This is a genomic window from Hymenobacter glaciei, assembly GCF_039539585.1.
In the GTDB taxonomy this organism is placed as follows: Bacteria; Bacteroidota; Bacteroidia; order Cytophagales; family Hymenobacteraceae; genus Hymenobacter; species Hymenobacter glaciei.
Genome location: NZ_BAABDK010000016.1, coordinates 153,070 through 170,926, shown reverse-complemented (window position 1 = coordinate 170,926; position 17,857 = coordinate 153,070). Strand labels below are relative to the sequence as shown.

The 17,857-nt window shown below is 62.2% G+C and carries 10 protein-coding genes; 9 read left to right on the top strand and 1 reads right to left on the bottom strand.

Annotated features, from left to right (window positions below; translation table 11 throughout):
• Positions 1 to 48 precede the first annotated feature (48 nt).
• The 4 genes from ABD837_RS09660 to ABD837_RS09645 all read left to right on the top strand — a co-directional run bounded on the left by ABD837_RS09660 (position 49) and on the right by ABD837_RS09645 (position 2,812).
• The gene (locus ABD837_RS09660; protein WP_345053447.1) at positions 49 to 1,146 is read left to right on the top strand and encodes an NYN domain-containing protein; all 1,098 of its coding nucleotides are present in this window, start codon (positions 49 to 51) and stop codon (positions 1,144 to 1,146) included.
• A gap of 154 nt (positions 1,147 to 1,300) precedes the next feature.
• Complete coding sequence (locus ABD837_RS09655; RefSeq protein WP_345053444.1) at positions 1,301 to 1,648, top strand: hypothetical protein; 348 nt, start codon at positions 1,301 to 1,303, stop codon at positions 1,646 to 1,648.
• A gap of 188 nt (positions 1,649 to 1,836) precedes the next feature.
• Entirely contained in the window at positions 1,837 to 2,211 is a 375-nt protein-coding gene (locus tag ABD837_RS09650) for a hypothetical protein (protein ID WP_345053442.1), read from the top strand.
• Positions 2,212 to 2,323: 112 nt separating this feature from the next.
• A complete protein-coding gene (locus ABD837_RS09645) occupies positions 2,324 to 2,812 on the top strand; it encodes an SMI1/KNR4 family protein (RefSeq protein WP_345053439.1) in 489 nt (162 codons plus the stop codon).
• 63 nt (positions 2,813 to 2,875) lie between these two features.
• Here ABD837_RS09645 and ggt read toward each other — a convergent pair whose 3' ends face one another.
• Positions 2,876 to 4,627 (bottom strand): gamma-glutamyltransferase, encoded by a 1,752-nt coding sequence (gene ggt / locus ABD837_RS09640; protein WP_345053436.1) that lies wholly within the window; start codon positions 4,625 to 4,627, stop codon positions 2,876 to 2,878.
• 159 nt (positions 4,628 to 4,786) lie between these two features.
• Between ggt and ABD837_RS09635 the strand changes: the two genes are divergently transcribed.
• The 5 genes from ABD837_RS09635 (at position 4,787) to ABD837_RS09615 (ending at position 17,572) form a co-directional block, all read left to right on the top strand.
• Positions 4,787 to 7,015: an alpha amylase C-terminal domain-containing protein gene (locus tag ABD837_RS09635; protein WP_345053434.1), complete on the top strand. Its 2,229-nt coding sequence runs from the start codon at positions 4,787 to 4,789 to the stop codon at positions 7,013 to 7,015.
• 1,074 nt (positions 7,016 to 8,089) lie between these two features.
• Positions 8,090 to 9,928: a carbohydrate-binding protein gene (locus ABD837_RS09630; RefSeq protein ID WP_345053431.1), complete on the top strand. Its 1,839-nt coding sequence runs from the start codon at positions 8,090 to 8,092 to the stop codon at positions 9,926 to 9,928.
• 150 nt (positions 9,929 to 10,078) lie between these two features.
• The gene (locus tag ABD837_RS09625; RefSeq protein ID WP_345053428.1) at positions 10,079 to 12,028 is read left to right on the top strand and encodes a 7TM diverse intracellular signaling domain-containing protein; all 1,950 of its coding nucleotides are present in this window, start codon (positions 10,079 to 10,081) and stop codon (positions 12,026 to 12,028) included.
• A gap of 522 nt (positions 12,029 to 12,550) precedes the next feature.
• A complete protein-coding gene (locus tag ABD837_RS09620; RefSeq protein ID WP_345053425.1) occupies positions 12,551 to 14,383 on the top strand; it encodes a tetratricopeptide repeat protein in 1,833 nt (610 codons plus the stop codon).
• A gap of 282 nt (positions 14,384 to 14,665) precedes the next feature.
• Complete coding sequence (locus tag ABD837_RS09615; RefSeq protein WP_345053422.1) at positions 14,666 to 17,572, top strand: M4 family metallopeptidase; 2,907 nt, start codon at positions 14,666 to 14,668, stop codon at positions 17,570 to 17,572.
• Positions 17,573 to 17,857: the final 285 nt, after the last annotated feature.

Below are 17,857 nucleotides of genomic sequence, written 5' to 3'. Positions count from 1 at the left end.
CATTGGGACAAATTCCCGTTGCGGGATGATATATTATATCTTTGCTATATGACGCCCAAGTCGCCCGCCTCCCCATACGCCGCCGTTTTTATTGATTTTGAGAACGTTTACTATTTTCTTAAAAATCACTTTCACGACCCACCCGACCTCAACGACATTTGTCTGGACATCGTCCGGAGCCTGCGCGAAAAGCTCAGCGCCACAGGCCTCGACAGCCTCATCAGCTACGCCTACGCCGACTTCGAGCGCCTGGCCACTGCCCCGCAGGGCGCCCTGTACCTGATGGGGGTGAGCACCCGCAACGTGCTGGGCACCGACCACAAAAATGCCGCCGACATGCAGCTCTGCATCGACGCGCTGGAGGTGATGTACACCCGCCCCGACATCGGCACCTTCGTGCTCGTGGCCGGCGACCGCGACTACATTCCTGTGCTGCAGCACCTGCGCCGCCAGGCCCGGCAGGTGCTGGTGGCGGGCTTTCGCGAGTCGGTATCCGGCGATTTGCTCCAAAACATCGGAGCTGCGCAGTTTATCGATGCGCGCGACTTGCTCACGCCGGCCCGCATCGAGCAACTCGAAAAACGCCGCACCGACCGCCAGCGCTCCATCGAGGAAAGCCGCCGCCTGCGCGAGCAGGGGCTGGCCGGTGTGCCCTCGGCGGCGGCCCTGGCCGCCCGGGCCTCCGCACCCGAAGCCCCAAATGGCGCGGCCGAAACTTCGCCCGAAAACGCCGTCCCGCTGCCGCGCGTGGTGCCGGTGCCCTCGGCTGCAGCGCCCCGGCCGCTTGCTCCGACCCGGCCGTTCGTGTCGCGCCCGGGCGAAGAGGGCGCCGAATTTTCGCCTACCCGAAGGCTGGCCACCGACACCGAGCGCCGCACCCTGGCTTTCATGCTGGCCGAGTTTCAGAAGCTCGAAACCAAGCAGCAGCGCCGCGTAACGGAACTGTGGCTGGGCCCGTTCATGCGCCTGCTCACCGATGAGCTTCCCGAACTGCCGGACTACGAGCGCCGCGACCTGTTGAACAAGCTGCGCGATGCCGGCACCATTCGCATCGAAAAACGCGAAGGCGAGCCGCACCCGTTTTCGGTCATCGTGGTGAACTACAGCCACCCCGACGTGCAGGAGCTGCACCCCGGCGAGGAGTAGCGACCGGCGGCTGCTTAACCAGTCGCTGGTCCGAAAAGTTTGTTAGCAAATTGTGTAAAAATAAATGACAAAATTTTGTAATTCAGAAAGTTAACATCTGCGGGTTTGCTGGGTTGCTAGGGCATCAATTCACCCAAACAAACTCTCTTTCAACATGGATAATCAATCGCAAAGCAGCCAGGGCACCAGCCAGCTCGACGCTACCCTTAACGCCCTCCAGGGCGGCCTCGCCGCCGCCGCTGGAGCTGCCGGCCCCAACATTGCCGGCTGGATTAAAACCCTGCAGGGCAACCCGCAGCTGTCGGGCATCAGCTCCGAGCTGCAGAATCTGCACGATGCTCTCAGCAGCGGCGCTTCCGATACCGGCGCGCTGGCCAGCAGCCTGAGCACCCTCGGCGAGCACACCACCAAAGTGGCCGACGCTGCCACCCCCGATGCCCAGGACAAGCTGCGCCAACTGGGCCAAGCCCTGAGCTCGGCCGCCAGCCAGCTGAAAGGCTAAATTCTGATTAGCACCAGCCCAACGGGCACTCTGGGCCGATGCCTGGGGTGCCCGTTTTGCATGCCCGGGCCAGTGGGCTGGGTAGCAGTTTAGCTGCCCGGCTGCGTATCTTCGTGGCCGAAACCAGGCCGGGCGGATGCTCCATTCGTGGCCTCATTGCCGTACCATCTCACTTCTAAGTTTATCCCATGAGCTTTTTCTCCGAAGCTGAATCCAGCATTCGTCTCCTCTTCGATACCGTTAACCTCGGCTTCAACGTGGACCCCAGCAAGGGCCAGGACCACCTCGAAAACTGGATTCAGCACTTGCGCAGCATCGACCAGCCCGCCACCCGGCCCATCGTGGCCGAGCTCGAAACCCTGCGCGGCCACGTAAACGCCAACAATGCCGCCGCCATGGCCCAGTCGTTCCAGACCCTGGGCGAGCTAACGGCTCAAGCCGCTGCCGGCACTCACAGCTTTAAGGGCGAAGGCGACAAAGCCCGCGAACTGAGCCAGAAGCTCATTACCGCCGCCGGCAACCTGCGCCTGGTAGCCCGCCAGACCCCGGTGCAGCAGCAATAGGTTAATAATAAGTAAGTTGCTAGAATGGCCGTTCTGGCGTGTAGCGTCCTACGTTGCCCGGCAGAACGGCCCTTTCGCTTGCTGCCGGAAGCAAACCCGTATAACTGGTAGAATGAAAGAAATCGTGCTAAACGGCGTGGCAACCGCCGTTAATCTGGAGCGGTACCCGGCGGCCCTGCCGAGCGAAACGCAAGTGGAGCAGTTTGAACAGGCACTGGGCCATCGGCTGCCGCCTGACTATCGCACCTTTTTGCTCACGTACAATGGCGGCGTCTGCGATTTTGAACGGATGCTCATGCCTATTGAAGTTTATATCTGCGACTTGTTCGGTCTTCCCGTAGGCGACTCAGCAGAAACCCTGGTGCCTTTGCTACTTCCCAATAGCCCACAACTCACGGAGCTATGGGATGATTTGCCGGCTAACCTGCTGCCCATCGGAGAAACCGACGGCGGCGATATGGTGGCCATCCGGTTTCTGCCCAAGGGCAGCGAGGTGGTGGTGCTGGACCACGAAAGCAGCGCACTACGGGAAATGCTGCGGGCCAGCACTTTCACCGAGCTACTGCTCAGTACCTGCCCGCCAGATGAAGATGATGAGTAAGCAACTGCCTGGTTAGGAGATAATACCCGAAAAAACAGAACATCAACCTCTCAGCCTCTCATTCTAATACCCCAGCGCCTTGTCGTCGCCGCGCGGGTCGGCGCCGCCTTCGAGCACGCCATCGGTGCGAATGTGGATGAGGTCGAGGCGGCCCCACGGCAGGCGGGGGTTCAGGATGTAGCCGTGGGCGCGCAGGGTGTCCTGGGCGGCGGGCAGCAGGGCGCCGGCTTCTACCTCAATCTGGTCGGGCAGCCACTGGTGGTGCAGGCGCGGCGCCGTCACGACCTGTTGAGCGTTCAGGCCGTAGTCGACAATGCCCAGGATGCTTTGCAACACGCTGGTGATGATGGTGCTGCCCCCGGGGGTGCCCGTCACGAGGGCTACTTTGCCGTTGCGGGTGAGAATAGTAGGCGTCATGCTGCTGAGCATGCGCTTGCCGGGGGCAATAGCATTGGCCGAGCCGCCCACCAGCCCGTAGGCGTTGGGCACGCCGGCCTTGGCCGAAAAGTCATCCATCTCATTGTTCAGCAAGAAGCCCGCGCCGGGCACCACCACGCGGCTGCCGTAGGCGCCGTTGAGGGTGGTGGTGCAGCTCACGGCGTTGCCAAAGGCATCGACGATGCTGTAGTGGGTGGTTTCGGAGCTTTCGTAGCCGGGCAACTTGGCGCCGGCGGCTACGCTGGCGCTGGGCGTGGCCCGGCCGCGCGAGCGGAACGAGGCAGCCCGCTGGCGGTTGTAGTCCACGTCGAGCAGCTTCTGCACCGGCACGTTGCCGAAGTCGGGGTCGCCGAGGTAGGTGGCGCGGTCGGCGTACACGCGCCGCTCGGCCTCGGTAATATAGTGCACGGCCAGGGGCGTGTGGTAGCCAGCCTGGGCCAGGTCCACGGGCTCCAGCATCTGCAGCATTTGCAGCAGGGCCACGCCGCCCGAGCTGGGCGGCGGCATTGTAATCACGTCGTAGTCGCGGTAGCGGCCGCGCAACGGCTCGCGCCATTTAGCCTGATACTTATCGAGGTCGGCCTGGCGTACCAAGCCCCCGCCGCGCTGCATGGAGGCCAGCAGCAGGCGGGCCGTCTCGCCTTTATAAAAGCCGTCGCGGCCCTGGTCGCGCACGCGGGCCAGGGTGCGGGCCAGCTCGGGCAGGTGCAGGGTATCGCCGGCCTGCCACTCGCCGCCTCCGGGGTGCAGGTAGGCGGGGGTGCTGCCGGGGTTGTACTTCTGGAAATCGGCCCGGAAATTATTCAGCAGGTTAGCTTCCTTGGGCGTGAGGGCTAAACCGCGTTTGGCCAGCGCCACGGCGGGCTGCACCAGCGAAGCCCACGAGAGCTTGCCCAGTTGCTTGTGCAATGCCGCCATGCCCGCCACCGTGCCGGGGGTGCCCACGGCCAGCGGACCGGCGGTGCTCAGGTCGGGCACTACATTGCCTTTTTTGTCGAGGTACATGTCGCGCGTGGCCCCGGCCGGGGCAGTTTCGCGGAAATCGAGCGAGCCAGCCGAGCCGTTGCGGTCGCGGTAGAGCAGGAACCCGCCGCCGCCGATGTTGCCGGCTACGGGCAACGCCACGGCCAGCGCAAATTGCACCGCCACGGCTGCGTCGTAGGCATTGCCGCCGCGCTGCAGAATCTGGGTGCCGATTTTAGACGCCTCGGGATGAGCAGAAACCACCATGGCGTAGCGGGCCAGCTTGGGCGCGGCAGCCGGCGGCAGGGGCGAGGCCAGCGAACCCTCAAAAGCGCGCGAGGTGGAGGTAACGGGGCGCTCGGCCGAGCAGGCCAGCAGCAGGGCCAGCGGAATAGCGAGTAAACGGTGCTTCATTGGGGTTGGAAATAGAGCACCAAAGTACGCCAAAGCCTGGCCTCGATTGGGATAGACCCAATAAAATATAGAATGTTGGCTGCGCAACCGATGGCACGGCAGCTCTCTGCTAGCAGTGCCCGCGCCGGCCCCTTACATTTGGCCTAAACCGACTTTCCCATGGCTAAGAAAACTCCCGCGGCCCCTGCCGCTGCCCAGGCTCCTGCCGTCACTCCCGGCTCATCGACCACTTCCACCAAGCGGGCGGCGGCTGTCAAACCGTCTCAGCCCACGGCAAAGGCTGCTCCGGTCGACACTACGGAAATTGCTGCCATTAAAACGGCTAAGGCGTCGTCAGCGAAAGCTGCTCCCGCAGCTAAAGCCGTGGCTGCTGCCAAACCCCGCCGCCCGGCTTCGCTGACACTCGTTCAACATGACCCCTGGCTGGCTCCGTTCGAGCCGGTGCTGCGCGCCCGCCAGGCCCGGCTGCAAGCGCGGCTGGCCGAAATTGAGCAGTACCACGGCTCGTTGCTGAACTACGCTACTGCACACCAGCAGCTGGGCCTGAACCACGACGCGGCCCGTGGCGGCTGGGTGTACCGCGAGTGGGCGCCTGCCGCGGCCGGCTTGTTTCTGATTGGCGATTTCAACGTCTGGGACCGCCGCGCTACACCGCTGCAGAAGCTTGATTTTGGCGTGTGGGAAGTGTTTCTGCCCGATGCGGAATACGACCAGCGCCTGAGCCACGGCAGTCGCTTCAAGGTGCACGTTGTGACGGAGGCCGGGGGCAAAGACCGCCTGCCCGCCACCCTGCGCCGCGCTGTGCAGGATGAGGAGACTAAGGATTTCGCTGGCCAAATCTGGCGGCCCGAGCAGCCCTTTGCCTGGACCGACCAGCAGTTCCGGCCCGCCACCGCCGTGGCCGAACCACTGATTTACGAGGCCCACGTGGGCATGGCCACCGAGGAAGGCCGGGTGGGCACCTACCGCGAATTCGCCGAAAATATTCTGCCCCGCATCGAAGCCGGCGGCTACAACACCGTGCAGCTCATGGCCGTGATGGAGCACCCCTACTACGGCTCGTTTGGCTACCACGTGGCCAATCTGTTTGCCGCCAGCTCGCGCTTCGGCCCGCCCGAAGACCTGAAGTTTCTCATCGACGAAGCGCACCGGCGCGGCATTGCCGTGCTGCTCGACATCGTACACTCGCACGCCGTGAAGAACGAAGCCGAGGGCCTGGCCGATTTTGATGGCTCCGGCAACCTGTACTTCCACAAAGGCGAGCGCGGCAACCACCCCGGCTGGGACAGCAAGCTGTTCGACTACGGGCGGCCCGAGGTGCAGCAGTTCCTGCTCAGCAACCTTCGCTACTGGCTCGAAGAATTCCACTTCGACGGCTTCCGCTTCGACGGTGTGACGAGCATGCTCTACCACCACCACGGCGAGGGCGTGGCCTTCGTGGGCTACGACAACTACTTCGGCCCGGCCGCCGATGAGGACGCCATTTTGTACCTGCAGTTGGCCACCACGCTGGCCCACGAGTTCAAAAAAGGAAGCCTGCTGATTGCCGAGGACATGAGCGGCCTGCCCGGCCTGTGCCGTCCCATTAAGGAAGGCGGCGTGGGCTTCGACTACCGCCTGGCCATGGGCATTCCGGACTACTGGATTAAACTGCTCAAGCACACGCCCGACGAAAACTGGCCCCTTGGCGACCTCTGGCATACGCTCACGAACCGCCGCGCCGGCGAGAAAACCATTGCCTACGCCGAAAGCCACGACCAGGCTTTGGTGGGCGATAAAACGCTCGCCCATTGGTTGTTCGATGCCGGTATTTATGCCCATATGCACGTGACCGACGGCGACCCCGGCGCGGCGCGGGCCCTGGCCCTGCACAAAATCATCCGGGTGCTTACGCTGGCGGCCGGCGGCGAGGGCTACCTCACCTTTATTGGCAACGAGTTCGGCCACCCCGAGTGGGTTGATTTCCCTCGGGAGGGCAACAACTGGAGTTATCAATTTGCCCGCCGCCAATGGGGCTTGGGCAACAACCCCGACCTGAAATTTCACCAGATGGGCGAGTTCGATAAGGCCATGGTGCATTTGGCTAAAACCCGCCACCTGCTGGGCGCCGGCCCGGCTACGCTTTTGAAGCACGACGAGGAAAACCAGGTGCTGGCCTTCGAACGCGGCGGTTTGGTGTTCATCGTGAACCTGCACGTCGAAAAAAGCCTGACCGACTACCGTTTCTGGGCAACCGAGGAAGGCAAGTACCGCGTGGTGCTCTCTTCCGATAACGGCCGTTTCGGCGGCTTCGACCGGCCTGATGAGGGCTATGCATACGAAACGTATGAGCACCAGCTTAGTCTGTACCTGCCGAGTCGGGTGGCGCTGGTGCTGGCGCGGGGGTAAGCCGCCGCAGGTGGTTTCTTTGGTCCCTTACATTACTCACCCAAGCCGTTGCAGCATGCGTCCGTTGTTCCCAGCCTTGGCGCGCGGTTGCACTGTCAGCCTATTGGCGTTGGCCCTGTTGGTTTCGGCCTGTGAACGGCCGTCCTCGCCCGTGGCCAGGCGCGCCGTGCCTACGGACGAGCTAGGGGAAACCGGCGCCCTCTCGATGCGCAGTGCGAGCAGTTACCGCCAAGCTTTCGGAACGTACTCTCCCCGGACGAAAGGCTTTACAGGCACCGACCTGGGCACGACATCACGGTACTACGATGTGCAGGTGCTCGCCGAGCGGTACCTACAGGTCGCTGACCTGACGGCCGATGGAAGCAGGCGGCAAAGCGATATGGTGCTCCGCGACGAGATACAGGAGCTACCAAAAGTAGGAGCTTTTCCATTTCACTATTCTTCCGTTGTGCTGTGCCAGCCCAACGAGTTGTTTGGGCCAGCCCAGCGGTTGGAATACTGTTGGACTGCTTCCTGCTTAATCATCTGGTCAGCACCGATGCCGGTTCAGTTAGGCTTTCCAACACTGGATATCCCCCGTCCCGCTATCCAGTTAGACTTTGAGGAGTGAGGCGAGGGGCGCTGGGAAACCCACTCGACCACCCAAGCTTGCTACGTCGCTGGGTATGTTGTCGGTATTGCACAGGCTAGTGATGCAGCAGCCACAGAGTTGGCGAATAGGAGCAGTGTCGGTATGCCAAAGCCAAGGCGAGCTCCCAACGCCAACCTGCTTGGGCCAACCCAAGCCAAATCACCTGCAACCAGATAACATAATTCGGGCTTTCGTCGGCTTTTTTCTTGTTGCTCAACCGATTTTCTTGTGCCTGACCTGGTGTGTCCTAGTGCGCCTGCTCGCGCAAAAGCGAGAGGTTTGCATGTGTCGGAAGCGTAACGGGGAATTTGAAAAGGTTGTTTTTAAGCGTTTTAAGCGGTTTTTGAAGCTGCTTGCGTAACAGTTGGTGGATATATTTGGCCCAGTTGCCGGACTCGCGACCGAGCCTGCAGCTTCCATTACTTACCAAAATCCCACCCTCTATGAACAAACGTTTTCGCACTGGCTCCGCGCTGGTACTTGCCGTACTTGGCACTGTAGCCGCCCAGGGCCAAACTTATAAGGCCACGCCCGTGTGGGCCGATGAATTCAACGGCACGACTGTGAACACCGCCAACTGGAACTTCGATACCGGCAACAACGGCGGCTGGGGCAACCACGAATGGGAGAACTACCAGGTGGCCAACGCCACGGTAGGCGGCGGCGTACTGGCCATCACGGCCCGCAAGGAGTATCTGAATGGCTCGTGGCAATACACCTCGGCCCGCATGAAAACCCGCAACCTGCAGGATTTCCGGTTTGGCAAAGTGGAAGCCCGCATCAAGATGCCGCTGGGGCGGGGCCTGTGGCCCGGCTTCTGGATGCTGGGCAGCAACGAAACCGCCGCCCGGCCCTGGCCCCTGTGCGGCGAGATTGACATCATGGAGCACGTAAACGCCGACAACGTGACCCACGCCACCGAGCACTGGGACAACGGTGGCCACGTGCAGTACGGTACCACTGGCACCATACCGGCCCCCACCGACGGCTACCACACCTACACCCTGACCTGGGATACCAACTACATCCACACCTTCGTGGACGGCGTGGGCTACCACGACTTCAAGATTGCCGGGGGCGTGGGCAGCACTGAAGAGTTTCAGAAGCGCTTCTACATTCTGCTGAACCTGGCAGTGGGTGGCGACTTCCCCAACGTTACCAGCATCGACGAGAGCAAGCTGCCTGGCACCATGTACGTCGACTACGTGCGGGTGTATGAAGAGGCCACGGCGCCGGTGGTGAACCCGGCCGTGCTGCTCGAAGCCGAAAACGCCAACGCCGGCCACGGCATGCTGGCCGAAGCCACCACCGACGCGGGCGGCGGCGAAAATATGGGCTACATCGACGCTGGCGACTACCTCAAGTTCAACGTCAACTTCCCGGCCCCGGGCAGCTACAACATTGAATACCGGGTGGCCAGCGGCGGCACCGGCGGCACCATCTCCTGCGACCTCAACGGCGGCGCTACGGCCCTGGGCAGCACGTCCTTCGGCGGCACCGGGGGCTGGCAGAACTGGACCACCGTGTCGAAAGTTGTGACCGTGCCGGCCGCTGGTACCTACGACTTCGGCGTGTTTGCCCAAACCGGCGGCTTCAACCTTAATTGGGTGCGCATCAGCAAAGGCTCGGTTTTGCTGCAGGCTGAAAACGCCAATGTGAACAACGGCATGGTGGCCGAAGCCTGCTCCGACGCCGGCGGTGGCCAGGACATGGGCTACGTCGACGCCGGTGATTACCTGGTGTTTAATCAGGTCACGTTTCCTACTTCGGGCAGCTACGTTATCGAGTACCGGGTGGCCAGCGGGGTCGGGGGCGGCACGGTGTCGTCGGACCTGAACGCAGGGTCGATTCAGCTGGGCAGCACGACTATTCCGGGCACCGGCAGTTGGCAGAACTGGACCACCGTGTCGCGCACCGTGAATGTGAATGCCGGCACGTACAACTTCGGCGTGTTTGCCCAAACTGGCGGCTGGAACATTAACTGGGTCCGCATCAGCAAAGCAGTGAGTGGAGCCCGCGAGACCTTGGCAACCACCAGCTCGAACAGTGGCCCGGCCCTGGTGCTGTACCCCAACCCGGCCACCGACCGGCTGGCCCTGGATGCGCCGGCCAGCCTGCTCGGGGCCGCTCTGCGCATTACTGACATCACCGGTCGCCAGGTGTGGGCCGGAACCTATACCGGGGCGGCGCTCGACGTGGCAGCGCTGCGGCCCGGGCTGTATACCCTGGCGGTAGCGGCCCCCAACCAGCCGGTGCTGGTGCGGCGCTTCAGCAAGGAATAAGTAGCGCCACTGCAAGGTTCGGGGAAGCCCAGCGCGCTGGGCTTCCCTTTTTTCGTTGGGCCCGGCTGCTGGCCTTACCCAAGTATCTTTACTTTCTGCGTTCATCTGCTGCCGATTATCATGTTTCCCGCCTCCTTACTTCGTTGCTTGATGCTGGCAGCCCTGCTGCTTGGGCCGCTGTGGGCGCGGGCCGAAGCCACGAAACCCGTGGTGGTTGACGCCAAAACGGAAGTCATCCTGCTCGACAAAGTCTACTTCGACGTGCTGGAAGACCCCACCGGCCGCCTCACGCTAGCCCAGGTGCAGCAGCCAGCCGTGGCGGCCCGGTTCGGGACGCTGCCCGGGCAGCCCTACACCATGAGGCAGCCCGGCGCGGTGTACTGGATGCGGTTTCGGGTGCGCAACGACGGCCTGCTCCCCAGCCAGTGGTTTCTGGAGCTGTTTGATTCGCACCTGGCGCATGTTACCTGGTACCAGCCCCGCGGCACCGGCATGCTCCCCGACAGCGTGGTGACGGGCGCGGGCCGGCCCTACCTCACCCGCTATTACCAGTACCGCGACTTTATCTTCCCCCTGCAGCTGGCGCCGCGCAGCGAGCAGGTGTACTACGTGCGGCTGAGCTCGCCCACCAAAACCAGCCTGCGCAGCATCGTCTGGAACGAGCAGAACCTGGTCATCCACCTGCGCAACGACTCCATCTGGCTCGGCATTTTCTACGGCATTCTGGGCATCATCGTGCTCTACAACCTGTGCCTGTTTTGCTTTGTGCGCGAGCGCACCTACCTCTACTACATTCTCTACGTGCTCAGCTGCGGGCTGTTTTTCCTCTCGGAAGACGGCCTGGGCTTCGAATACCTGTGGCCCAGCCACCCGGCCCTGAATCTGATTATCAGTGACTTTGCGCCCGTGTTGCTACTGGTGCTGTTCGCCCTCTACTCGCACCGCTTCCTCGACACTGCTCCGCGCTTACCGCGCTACAACTCTTGGCTGAAGCGCCTCACGCTGCTCAGCGTGGCACTCATTCTGCTCGATGTAGTGGTGCTGCGCAGCGGGCGGGGCTACTGGCTGTACGTGCTGCCCTACGCGGCCTACTACGCCGCCGGCGTGCTGCTCCTGAAGCAGGGCTCGAAGCCGGCCCGGTTCTACCTGGCGGCCAACTTGGTGGTGGCCATTAGCGTGGTGTTTCTCATTGCCCGCAAGCTGGGAATCGAGCTGCTGAGCGACCAGCCCATCACCGTGTACAGCATGAACATTGCCCTGGTACTCGAGGTGTTTGTGCTGTCGTACGCCCTGGGCGAGAAAATCCAGGACATTCGCAACGCCGCCCTGCACACGCAGCAGCAGCTACTAAAGCAGCTGCGCAAAAAGCACCGCGTGCAGGAACAGCTCGTGGCCCAACTGCGCCGCAACCAGGAGCTCAAAGACAACCTCAACACCGAGCTGGAACGGCAGGTGCTGGTGCGCACCGACGAGCTGCAGCGCCACGCCCAAACCATTGCCGGGCAGAACGCGGAGCTGTCCGGGGCGCTGGCCCTGCTCCACGAGCAGTCGGTAACCATCGAGCAGCTCAACCACGAGCTCAAGCGCGACCTGCAGCACACCCAGGAAGCGCGCGTACTCAGCAAAGCCGTAAGCTTCGAAGACTTCTGCCTGACCTACCCCGACCGCGACGCCTGCCTGCGCTACCTGGCTGAGATGAAGTGGGCCACTGGTTTCCGCTGCCGCAAATGTGGCCACGAGAAAAGCTGCGAGGCGCGCGAGCCCTACGCTCAGCGCTGCACCCGCTGCGGCTACGTGGAGTCGCCCACGGCCTACACGCCGCTGCACCGCTGCAAATTCGACATCGTGAAGGCGCTCTACTGCATTTTCGTGGTGTACACCAACCAGGGCAACTACTCATCGCTGCTGCTCTCGCAAACGCTGCAGCTGCGCCGCGCCACCTGCCACAGCTTTCTGCAAAAGGTGCACGCGGCAGTGCTGGCCCGCCAGCAAGCGCCCGGCTACGTCAAAAACGAAAGCTGGACGAATATTCTGTTCGAGGAGTACCAGGCCATCGAGCCCGACGAAGCCGTCTGGAGCAACGTGGGGGAATTGGAGTAGCAGGTGCTAACCAGGCGTGTATTTGCCGCGTCGGGTGGCGCTTCTGTTTGAAACCCTTGAAAGGTGCCGAAAGTAAGAGCATCACCCTTTCGCTGAACGAGAGGCTGTTGCCCTTATCTTCGGCACCTACGCTTCTTTCGCATGGATAATTTTCAACGCTTGATTGGTGAATAACCGAGCGCAGTTTGCTGTGTCCAGGATTACCTGCATGTGTAATTTGATGGCTACAAGTTCGCCACGTACACTACGCCCGTGGTGCAACTAGCGCCAAGTGAGCGGCTCGTCTACACACACGACCAGTATAAGAACCAGCTGTGCCGCTTCATTACCCACTGAGTTGAATCCGTGGGGTGCGAATCAACCTAAGTGATAATTGCTTTTCAAAACTGTTGCCAACGCATCGTATTGCCTCGGCATCCAGGGCATGACAATGTCTATTACACCGACTATGAGGACCGTTGATTCATGCTTTAAAGCACCCTTCAAGTCGACCGAGCTGGTATGAGTCTGACACGGTTTTTTTTGCTTTTTGCCACCTGCTACTTCCTTGCCGGCCCCGAGGCGCAGGCCAGCCCGGCCATGAGTTTTGCCAACCGGGCGTCGCCAGCAGCGGCGGTCGGTGATACCGCTCAGGTAGTGCGCCTGCTCAAGCTGGCTGAGCTGAGCGTTACCAGCAAACCCGACAGCGCGCTGCACTACGCCAACGAAGCCCTGACCCTGGCGCGGCGGCGGCATCGGCCGCGCCAGGAAGCCGAGGCCCTGGAATACATCGGCTGGGTTAGCTACGTTCGGGGCGACTACCCCGGCAGCCTGCGCCTGTACCAGCAGGCCCTGAGCGTGGCCCAGGCCGCGGGCTATGCCAAGGAGTGCGCCCGGCTGCACACGTACATTGGCATGGTGCTGCAGGCCGAAGGCGCCTACCCCGAAGCGCTGGCCAACAACCTGGCGGCACTCAAGTACTACACCGCCGTGCGCGACACGGCGAACCTGGCGTTTTCCATTATGAACGTGGCCGCGGTGGAATACCACGCGCACCACTACGCCCAGGCCATTGCCTACTACCAGCAAGCCATCCAGCAGCTGAAGAAAAACAACGACCTGGAAGACCTGAATGCCAGCTACCTGGGCCTGGCCAGTGTGTACACCGACATGGGGAATCTGGGCCAGGCCGAAACGTACTTCCGGCTGGGGCTGGACTTCTTCCGACGCCAGAAAGACCGCACCAACGAAGCCATTGTGCTGAACAACCTGGGCGAGGTCAGCACCAAACAGAAAAACTACGCCCAGGCACACCGCTTCCTGACGCAGGCCTTGCAGCTGGCGCAAGCCAATCAGGATGCCTCGGTAACTGCGGCATCCTCCGCCGCCCTGGCACAGGTGTTTTTCCTGCAGGGCCAGCACGACCAAGCCCAGACGTACGCCCGGCGCAGCCTGGCACTGGCCCAGCGCATCAAAGCCCGACCGGTAGCCAAAGACGCCTGCTTGGTGCTGGCCAACTCCCTGGCCGCGCAACGCCGCTTCGAACCCGCCCTGGCCTTTTATAAGCAAGGCAAGGTCCTGGAAGACTCGATTTATGGCCTCGAGCACACCGCGCAGCTCGAAGCGTTGCGCAGCCAGTACCAGGAGTACCGCCGAGAGCAGCAAGAATCGGCGCAACGCTACCGAATCCAGCAGTTGGAACGCGACCAGCGCATCAGCCGCTTAACGCTGACACTAGTACTGGGCGTGGGCCTGAGTTTGCTGGTATTCGCGTGGCTGGGGTGGCGCCAGTACCAGGCCACTCGCCAGCGCAACCGCGCCCAGAAGCAAGCCGAGCAGGCCGCCGAGCGGGTAGAGCAGCTGCAGAACGAATCCCGGCTGCAGCAGGCAGAGTACGAGCTGGGGTTTAAGGACCGCAAGCTGGCCACCCTCGCGCTGGCGGCCATGCAGAAAGGCGAGTTCCTGCACGAGGTGAAGGAGCGCCTCGACGTGATTGCCCAGACGGCCGATGAGGAGGTGCGTCGGCAGCTGGGGCGCCTGCGGCTCAGCATTGAGCAGAACGGCTCGTCGAACAAAGACTGGGACCAGTTCCGCGTCATCTTCGAGGAAGTGCACCCCAATTTCTTTGCGGAGCTGCAGCGGCAGTTTCCCGAAGTTACCCCCAACGAGCTGCGGCTGGCAGCCTTGCTGCGCCTCAACTTTTCCTCCAAGGCCATGGCCGGCCTGCTGGGCATTTCGGAGGAGAGCGTAAAGAAGGCCCGCTACCGGCTTCGTCAAAAATTGCAATTGAGCACCGCTGACAACTTGGTGGAGTTTATGATGCGCCTCGATGCGGCCAGCCTGAGCGGCACCGCCGCAATCAAGAATCAAGAGTAGACTTTTCGAGGGTTTGTTGGACTATTTCGCCAATGTCCACCTGAAGTCACCCCGATTTGGGGTCGCTGTCCACTTTGGGTAGCCCTGCCGGGGCATTGGGGCGGCCCGGGAGGCCGGTAGTTTTGCATTCGCTAGCTGAGTGGTGACCGGCGCCACGCTAGCAAAAAACCAAAAAGCGGGAGGGACGCCTCCCCGGGTTTATCACGCTTCGGCAGGTCGTACGGCCTGCCCTTTCGTACCATTTTCCTTTTTCCAATTCCCACGTTTCGCGCTTCTTATCTTATGATGAAAAAATACTCGGCGATGTCCCTGCTCGTGCTCGGCACCGCCTTCTTTGCCTCACCAATCCAGGCCCAGGATGCCTCCCGGATTCAGGCCAAAGTGCTGGGCGACGACCGCCAGCCCGTGCTGGTTGCCTTCTCTGCCGCCGGCCAAAATGCGTACCGCGGCGTGCCCGGCGAGCAGGTGCTCCGGCAGGAGCTAGCCCTGGGCAGCGCCGACCAGCTGCGCCTGTCGAAAGTGGAAACCGACCAGCTCGGCTTCACCCACCAGAAGTATGCGCAGTACTACCAAGGCATCCGGGTAGAGCACGCCGACTACACGGTGCACGCCAAGGGCGGCACGGTAGAAAGCATCAGCGGTGACTTTGAGAGAATTGCCGGCCTCAGCACGACGCCGGCCCTGAATGAGCAGGCTGCGCTGGCCCGGGCCCTGGCTTCGGTAGGCGCCCGCACCTACATGTGGCAGAGCAAGGAAGCCAACGCGGCCTCGTTCCGGCCGGCCGGCGAACTGGTGGTGGTGCGCGACGGCCGCGTGAGCGCCGGAGCCGGTCCCCTGGTGCTGGCCTGGAAGTTCAACATCTACGCCCAGCAGCCCATCAGCCGCGCCTTCATCTACGTGGACGCCCGCACCGGCGAGGTAGTGCTGACCGACAACATCATCAAGCACGCGGCGGCCACCGGCACCTTCGCCACGGCCTACAACGGCACGCGGACCTTCAACAACGGCACCACCACGGGCGGCTACTTCCTGCGCGAAGGCACCACCCGGGGCCAGGGCATCGAAACCTACAACTGCCGCAAAAGCAACAACTTTACCGCCGCCACCGACTTCATCGACGCCGACAACAACTGGACCGCGGCCGAGTACAACAACGCCAACTTCGACAACGTGGCCGGCGACGCCCATGTGGGGGCCCAAGCCACTTACGACTACTGGAAAAATATCCACGGCCGCAACAGCTACGACAACGCGGGCGCCAAAATCAAGAGCTACGTGCACTTCGATGAAACCCCTGGCGACGGCGTAGGCACCGAAAATGCGTTCTGGGACGGAACGGAGATGATTTACGGCGACGGCGCAACGCGCTTCCGCCCGCTGACATCGCTCGACGTGTGCGGCCACGAAATCGGCCACGCCGTGTGCGAAAAAACCGCCGGCCTGGTGTACGCCAACGAATCGGGGGCCATGAACGAAGGCCTCTCCGACGTCTGGGGCGCCGCCATCGAGGCCTACGCGGTGGCCAGCCTGGGCTTTACCTCAAGCGGTTCGAGAGCCAAGTCAACCTGGCTGATTGGCGAAGAAATTGACAAGCAGCAGGCTGCACTGCGCTCGATGAGCGACCCCAAGTCGCTGGGCCAGCCCGCCTTCTACCGCGGCCAGTACTGGGCGGCCAACAGTGCTTCTCCTACCCGGGCCAACGACTGGGGCGGAGTGCACAGCAACTCGGGCGTGCTCAACTACTGGTTTTACCTGACGGCGGCGGGCAAGACCGGTACCAACGAGCAGGGCAATTCCTTCGCGGTAACGGCGCTGGGCCTGGACGCCGCCGCCAAAATCACCTACCGCATGGAAAGCGTGTACATGATTCCCAACTCCACCTTTGCCCAAGCCCGCACCTATTCCATCCAGGCGGCCACTGATTTGTACGGTGCCACTTCCCAGCAGGTGCAGTCCGTAACCAACGCCTGGTATGCCGTTGGCGTCGGTGCGGCCTACAGCGGCACGCCCACCCCGGTTCCCAGCAGCTACTGCACCTCGCAGAGCAGCACCGTGGCCTACGAATACCTGGCGCAGGTAAGCCTGGGCAGCATCAACCGCACTTCGGGGGCTGACGGCGGCTATTACAACGGCACCGCCCTGAGCACCAGCGTAGCCCAGGGCTCCTCGCAAACGGTTAGCTACAAAGCCGGCTTCGTCGGTACGGCCTACCTGGAATATGTGAAAGTGTACATCGACTGGAACCAGAACGGCAGCTTCGCCGATGCTGGCGAAGTCGTTGCTTCGGGCACAGTGAGCACGACCACGGCCCAGTCCGTAGCCTTCACGGTGCCGGCCACGGCCAAAACCGGCCCGACGCGGATGCGCGTAGTCATGAGCGACAACGCGGCCACCACCAGCTGCGGCAGCTACACCTACGGCGAAACCGAAGACTACACGGTGAACGTGACCACTGGCACCACGCCGCCCCCCACGCTTGCCTACTGCGTTTCGAAAGGCAGCAGCCAGGCTTACGAGTACCTGGCGCAGGTAAGCCTGGGCAGCATCAGCCGCACCTCGGGCGCCGATGGCGGCTACTACAACGGCACGGCCCTGAACACCAACGTGGCCGCCGGCTCCTCGCAGACCATGACCCTGGCCTTTGGCTACACCGGCACCGTGTACACCGAGTACGTGAGCGTGTTTGTGGACTGGAACCAGAACGGCATCTTCGAAGCCGCCGAGCGCATGGACTACGGCTCGGCCGCCACCACCGGCCTCCTCACCAGCACCTGGACGGTGCCCGCCACGGCTAAAACCGGCACCACCCGCCTGCGGGTCGTGCTGAGCGACAACGCCGCTACCCCGGCCTGCGGCACGTACAGCTACGGCGAAACCGAGGACTACTCCATCACTGTAATGGGCGGCACCATGGCGGCCCCCGCCAACAAGCCGCTTGCCGGCACTCCGCTGGGCCACGAGGCGGCGCAGGTGCTGGCCGTGTACCCGAACCCCGCTACTGAAGTGCTGCGCCTCTCGCTGCCCGGCACTGCCGTAACCGTAGAAATCGCCGATGTGCGCGGTGTTCGCGTGCGCAACGTGCCCGTTGCCAACGGCGAAGTGAACATCCGCGGCCTGGCTAAAGGCCTGTACATCATCACCGTGAGCAACGGTGAGAAAACCTTCCACCAGCGCTTTGTAAAAGAGTAGGTGCCCACACTTCCGAGCTATGAAAAAGACCCGTCAGCATTGCTGACGGGTCTTTTTGATGCGCACCACTAACTGGCTTCTTATCGCAGCCGCGCCCATGCTGCGTCTTTTTCGGTCCCGGAAACAACAAAAAGCGTGACCAATAACCCCGCATAACACGCCGCAAACAATTCGTTACGGGCGTTATCCCCGGTATATACCCGGTATGCGCCTGGTTTTAACCGGGTATGCGGCACTCATGCAGCAAGTATTTGATATACAAACCTTGGTTTCACCAAACTGAAT